This is a genomic window from Pseudomonas paracarnis (genome assembly GCF_904063055.1).
Taxonomy (GTDB): Bacteria; Pseudomonadota; Gammaproteobacteria; order Pseudomonadales; family Pseudomonadaceae; genus Aquipseudomonas; species Aquipseudomonas paracarnis.
In genome coordinates, this window is the sequence record NZ_CAJFCN010000073.1 from 1 (window position 1) to 462 (window position 462).

The 462-nt window shown below is 58.7% G+C and carries 1 protein-coding gene; it reads left to right on the forward strand.

Annotated elements, in window-relative coordinates; translation table 11 throughout:
- Positions 1-437, forward strand: a 437-nt coding sequence (locus JMV15_RS27950) for a c-type cytochrome (protein ID WP_201491995.1), incomplete at its 5' end; no start/stop codon positions are given.
- Positions 438-462: the final 25 nt, after the last annotated feature.

Below are 462 nucleotides of genomic sequence, written 5' to 3' on the forward strand. Positions count from 1 at the left end.
TGGAGGTCAAGTCCAAGGCCGACTACGACACCTGGCTGGGGGAGCGCAAGGAGGAGGCCGCCAAGCTTAAGGAGTTGACCTCCAAAGAATGGACACTGGACGAACTGGAGGCACGTGGCGACAAGGTCTATCACACCACTTGCGTGGCCTGTCACCAGGCCGAGGGCCAAGGCTCGCCACCGACGTTCCCAGCGCTCAAGGGCTCGAAAATCGCCACCGGGCCGGCCAAAGACCATCTGAGCATTGTGTATCACGGCAAGCCCGGCACCGCGATGGCAGCCTTCGGCAAGCAGCCATCTGAAGTGGATATCGCCGCTGTGGTTACCTATGAGCGTAACGCCTGGGGCAATAACAAAGGCGACATGGTCACGCCCAAAGACGTGCTGGCTCTGACACATGCTCAAAGCCAATCACGACCTTCATTACCAATGCCCTGAATACTCGCGTTTCCTCGATTGCAGT